The sequence below is a fragment of the Candidatus Desulfolinea nitratireducens genome (assembly GCF_982879505.1).
In genome coordinates this window covers 1-5008 of record NZ_CEYOSI010000066.1, presented here as the reverse complement: position 1 = coordinate 5008, position 5008 = coordinate 1, and the positions used below count along the sequence as shown (strand labels likewise).

Genomic DNA, 5008 nt, shown 5'->3' with positions numbered 1-5008 from the left:
GGCTGAGGACGCCAAGGAAGAGGAAAAGGCTGCTCCCAAGGCCAAGAAAGCACCAGCAAAGAAAAAAGCTGCTCCTAAAGCCAAAGCCGCAACCAAGAAAGACGAAGAAGAAAAAGCAGAATAATTCCTGCTAATTAAAAAAGAGGACCTATGGAAATCACAACTGAAATGATCCGGGAGCTGCGCGCCACAACCGGCGTTGGAATTCTCGAATGTCGAAAAGCGCTGCAAGAGGCCGACGGCGACTATAAAAAAGCGATTGATTTTTTGCGTGAAAAAGGAATGGCGAAAGCTGCCAAACGTGCTGACCGTGATGCCTCTGATGGCGTTGTTGAATTGTATTCCCATGGTGATGGGCGTGTCGGTGTGATGCTTGAGATCAACTGCGAAACCGATTTTGTTGCCCGTGGCGAAACTTTCCGCAACCTGGCCCATGAAATAGCTTTGCAAATTGCAGCTGCCTCCCCGCTCTTCGTTACAGAAGATGATGTTCCTGCTGATGTTCTTGAGCACGAGGCTGATATTGCCCGCAAACGCTCATTGGAAGAGGGTAAGCCTGAAAATATCATCGACAAAATTGTTGAAGGAAGATTAAAAAAGTATAAAGAAGAAGTTTGCCTGATGCAGCAAAAATATATTCGTGACGACAACCTGACCATTAAAGATCTTGTGATGGAAAATGTCGGCTCCCTTGGCGAAAATATTGTCATTCGGCGCTTTCAGCGCTGGGAGTTGGGTGAGCACCTCGCCGACTAAATTTAAAAAGGTCAACCATTTGGTTGACCTTTTTTCTAAAGAAGACCATTCACATCAAGAGGAGTGTCCATGAGCGAAGCAAAATATAAACGGGTCTTGCTAAAGTTGAGCGGTGAGGCATTGGCCTCTCCCTCAGGCTACGGGATTGATGTTTCAGAAGCCGAGGCAATTGCCCGGCAGATCAAAGATATTCACGAAATGGGGATCGAGATCGCGGTTGTGATCGGCGCGGGAAACCTCTGGCGTGGTAAACAAGGCCTGGATCGCGGTATGGATCGTGCCACCGCAGACTATATGGGCATGCTGGCAACCGTGATGAACGCCATGACGCTCATGGATGCCCTCGAACGGAGTGGCATTACCACCCGTGTTCAAACGGCGATAGAGATGAAAACCGTCGCAGAACCCTATATCCGGCGGCGTGCGATCCGGCACCTTGAAAAAGGACGCGTTGTCATTCTCGGTGCAGGAACAGGAAATCCCTACTTCTCCACCGACACAGCGGCGGCCTTAAGGGCGATGGAAGTTGGGGCAGATGTGCTCATCAAAGCGACAAAGGTAGATGGGGTCTATGATTCCGATCCAAAAAGCAACCCGGACGCTGTCAAATTCGATCAACTCACCTATATTGATGTCCTCAATCGCCGTCTCAATGTAATGGACAGCACCGCCATTTCTCTCTGTATGGATAATGAAATGCCGATCCTGGTCCTCAACCTTTGGGACCAGGCAGGTCTTCGGGCTGCCTTGCAGGGTGAGCAAATCGGCACAATTGTAAGCGCTTAGTTTTTATGGGAAAGACTTATTTCACTGTAAAACAAGTTGTTTAATAAAGCATTCCCAGTCCCTGAGCGGAGCGATGATCGAAGGGAAGAGCTCCGCTCAGGGACTGATTTTTTGTAAAAAACTACCTTTACGATGTACTATATTCCAAAGCTGAATAGGTTCGCAAAACAGCCTCTCAAATTCTCTAAAAAACTCTCGCGATTTCTGCGGGCGTGGTAAATTTCATCGTTTTAGGGTATCCTTATGGGTGGAAAATTCACTCTGAAAAATAGGAGGCCGCTGTGCTAAACGACATAAATGCAGACGCCAAAAAACGGATGCAGGGAGCCATTCAATCATTGGAAAGCGACTTATCTCGTATTCGCACAGGGAGAGCCTCTCCTGCGTTGGTTGAAAATCTTCACGTTGATTACTATGAGGTTCCCACCCCGCTACAGCAATTGGCCTCGATTAGCGTTCCCGAGCCACGCTCTCTTTTGATCAGACCCTTTGACCCCTCGACTCTAAAAGAAATTGAACGTGGAATCCTGGCCTCGGACCTCGGCCTGACTCCCAATAATGACGGGAAGGTCGTGCGCCTGAACCTGCCACCGTTAACAGAAGATCGTCGCAAAGACCTGGTAAAAGTCGTTAAAAGCCGTGCCGAAGATGCCAGAATTTCCATCCGCAATATTCGCCGCGATTTAATGCGCGATCTTCGTGATTTCGAAACTGAAAAGCTCATTTCAGAAGACGATCAGGAACAGGGAGAAAAAGATATCCAGAAAGAAACCGATCACTTTATTGAAGAAGTTGACCGTCTGTGTGACTCCAAAGAATCTGAAGTTTTAGAAGTCTAAGAAAATTATGGGCGAAAATCTTCAAGCACCGCCCGAAAAAATGCCCCGGCATGTTGCCATCATCATGGATGGTAACGGCCGTTGGGCATTGTCGCGTGGTTTGCCGCGTCTCGCTGGCCACCGCGCCGGTACAGAGAACCTGCGCCGGGTGATCCGCGCCAGTGTCGAATTTGGGGTGGAATATCTCACCATTTACGCTTTCTCCACAGAAAACTGGGGACGTCCTGCTGCAGAAGTAAAAGGGTTAATGTATATCTTTGAAGAGGTCATCGACCGCGAACTGGACGAGCTTCACCAGGAAGGCGTTCAGCTACGCCATATTGGGCGGCTCGAAAAACTTTCACCAAAGCTGCGAAAAAAAGTATTGGCGGCAATCGATCTGACCAAAGATAATCAACGTTTGATCCTCAATATTGCCTTTAACTACGGCGGTCGGGATGAGATCGTTTACGCTGTACAAAATATGCTCCGAGATGGTATTTCTCCTGATGAAGTCAATATAGAGCTTGTCAGCCAATATCTTTTTACGGCTGGCACCCCCGACCCGGATCTGGTCATTCGCACCTCGGGAGAATTGCGCACCAGTAATTTTTTGATCTGGCAAAGCGCCTACGCAGAATGGTATATCACCCCCACCTTCTGGCCTGATTTTGACCAGGAAGAATTTGCAAAGGCATTGGAAACCTATACCCAACGCGACCGCCGCTTTGGAGGAGTCTCGGATGAGTTCTATGAGTAAACCATGTTATTAAAACGTTTTATAACTGCCCTCGTTCTTGCTGCAATCGGACTCCCTGCATCAATATACGGGGGTATTTATTTTTGGCTGATGATGGCCTTCTTCCTGGTATATGCCTCGTGGGAATATGTAAATTTGATGCGCGGAGCACAACACCAGCCTTCAGCAGTCCTGACAGTTGGCGGTGTTTTCGGGATTTTGATCGCACGGACGGTTTTTCCGGCCTATGAGAGCGCTGTCCTGACTTTCTTTGTTCTTCTTGCGATGGCCTATCATCTGTTCGCATTTGAGAGCGGACGAGATCAGGCGGCAGGAGATTTTGCCATAACGGTAGCAGGTATGGTTTATCTGGGGTGGATCGGCTCGTATCTCGTCAAATTACGTGAGCTGCCTCAGGGGCTGTGGTGGTTTTTCCTCGTATTGCCTGCTGTCTGGTTCGCAGATTCAGGGGCTTATTTTATCGGGAAAAATTTTGGGAAACATAAGCTTAGCCCTCGTTTAAGTCCTAAAAAAACATGGGAAGGTTATTGGGGTGGTGTTCTTTTTGGTACCCTGAGCGGTGTTCTTTTTGCCTGGCTTTGGAGAGATAACCTGAATATCACTTTGCTTAATGGCGCCTTGATCGGCCTCGTGATGGCGCTATTTACCACACTTGGCGATCTGGGCGAAAGCATGATAAAAAGACAGGCTGGGATCAAAGATTCCAGCCATATTTTCCCCGGGCACGGCGGCGTTTTTGACCGCATTGATACCTGGCTGTGGGGATCCGCACTGGGCTACTACCTTATTATCTGGTTTTTTAGCTAAAGAAGATTATTGGAGACGATATAAATGGAAATCCCTGAAAAGCGTAAACCGACTCGCAATTTAGCGCTAGACCTTGTACGGGTCACTGAGGCCGGGGCATTGGGAGCAGGCCGCTTTATGGGGCGCGGCAATAAGGAAGAAGCAGACGCTGCCGCAGTCGATGCGATGCGCCTGGTATTAAAAACAGTGGATATGGATGGGATCATCGTTATCGGGGAAGGTGAAAAAGATGAGGCCCCGATGCTCTATAACGGCGAAAGAGTGGGGAACGGAAACTACCCGGATGTTGACGTGGCTGTTGATCCCATTGACGGGACTCGACCTCTGGCTTATGGGCGTTTAAATGCAATTGCGACGGTTGCTGTTGCCCCGCGCGAGACCATGTTTGATCCTGGCCCCTTTGTCTATATGCACAAGATCGCAGTTGGGCCTGCTGCCAAAGGGAAAATTGATATTGATGCGCCAGTCATTGATAACCTCAAAGCTGTTGCAAAGGCACTTGGTAAAAAAATAGCCGATCTGACCGCTGTTGTCCTTGACCGCCCTCGCCACGAAAATTTGATTGCCGAGATTCGCAACGCGGGAGCCCGCCTTCGGCAAATTCCGGATGGGGATGTGGCCGCCGCCTTGATGACCTGCCTCCCGGATACGGGTATTGATATTCTCATCGGTATTGGTGGTACGCCTGAAGGTGTTTTGGCGACCTGCGCCCTCCATGCGATGGGTGGTGAGATCCAGGGTAAGCTCTACGCCCGCGATGAGAGGGAACTCGCACTTGGACGTGAGGCTGGGTACGATTTTGAGAAGGTGCTGACAATGACTGATCTTGTCGCCTCAGACGATGTCTTCTTTGCCGCAACAGGGATCACAGATGGGGAGCTGATGAAAGGCGTAAAATACTTTAGCAATACTGCCCGCACAGAAAGTCTCGTTGTAAGCGGTCTGACAGGCTCTGTCCGTTGGATTACCGCTACACATCGTTGGGATATCCTGAATGGAATTAGCTCGTTAGAATACTAAAAGAATTATCTAGCCACCTGACAGTTTTGCATCAACGGTAGGTACACATCGAAATGTTGAA

6 protein-coding genes are annotated in these 5008 nt (G+C 49.0%); all 6 read left to right on the top strand.

The window, feature by feature from the left end; all coding sequences use genetic code 11:
• The first annotated feature begins 150 nt into the window (after nucleotides 1-150).
• The 6 genes from tsf to glpX all read left to right on the top strand — a co-directional run bounded on the left by tsf (nucleotide 151) and on the right by glpX (nucleotide 4947).
• The gene (tsf, locus tag AC3DOM_RS07710; RefSeq protein ID WP_487918458.1) at nucleotides 151-756 is read left to right on the top strand and encodes a translation elongation factor Ts; all 606 of its coding nucleotides are present in this window, start codon (nucleotides 151-153) and stop codon (nucleotides 754-756) included.
• 69 nt (nucleotides 757-825) lie between these two features.
• Nucleotides 826-1542 (top strand): UMP kinase, encoded by a 717-nt coding sequence (pyrH, locus tag AC3DOM_RS07705; protein WP_487918457.1) that lies wholly within the window; start codon nucleotides 826-828, stop codon nucleotides 1540-1542.
• Between the two features lie 281 nt (nucleotides 1543-1823).
• A complete protein-coding gene (frr, locus tag AC3DOM_RS07700) occupies nucleotides 1824-2381 on the top strand; it encodes a ribosome recycling factor (RefSeq protein WP_487918456.1) in 558 nt (185 codons plus the stop codon).
• Nucleotides 2382-2388: 7 nt separating this feature from the next.
• A complete protein-coding gene (gene uppS / locus AC3DOM_RS07695; RefSeq protein ID WP_487918455.1) occupies nucleotides 2389-3120 on the top strand; it encodes an undecaprenyl pyrophosphate synthase in 732 nt (243 codons plus the stop codon).
• A gap of 3 nt (nucleotides 3121-3123) precedes the next feature.
• A complete protein-coding gene (locus AC3DOM_RS07690; RefSeq protein WP_487918454.1) occupies nucleotides 3124-3927 on the top strand; it encodes a phosphatidate cytidylyltransferase in 804 nt (267 codons plus the stop codon).
• A 24-nt stretch (nucleotides 3928-3951) separates the two neighbouring features.
• The gene (gene glpX, locus AC3DOM_RS07685; protein WP_487918453.1) at nucleotides 3952-4947 is read left to right on the top strand and encodes a class II fructose-bisphosphatase; all 996 of its coding nucleotides are present in this window, start codon (nucleotides 3952-3954) and stop codon (nucleotides 4945-4947) included.
• Nucleotides 4948-5008 lie beyond the last annotated feature (61 nt).

Excerpts from the sequence above, each read along its gene's own strand:
- pyrH (WP_487918457.1), top strand. The coding sequence starts at position 826 with ATGAGCGAAGCAAAATATAAACGGGTCTTGCTAAAGTTGAGCGGTGAG.
- uppS (WP_487918455.1), top strand. The coding sequence starts at position 2,389 with ATGGGCGAAAATCTTCAAGCACCGCCCGAAAAAATGCCCCGGCATGTT.
- AC3DOM_RS07690 (WP_487918454.1), top strand. The coding sequence starts at position 3,124 with ATGTTATTAAAACGTTTTATAACTGCCCTCGTTCTTGCTGCAATCGGA.
- glpX (WP_487918453.1), top strand. The coding sequence starts at position 3,952 with ATGGAAATCCCTGAAAAGCGTAAACCGACTCGCAATTTAGCGCTAGAC.
- tsf (WP_487918458.1), top strand. The coding sequence starts at position 151 with ATGGAAATCACAACTGAAATGATCCGGGAGCTGCGCGCCACAACCGGC.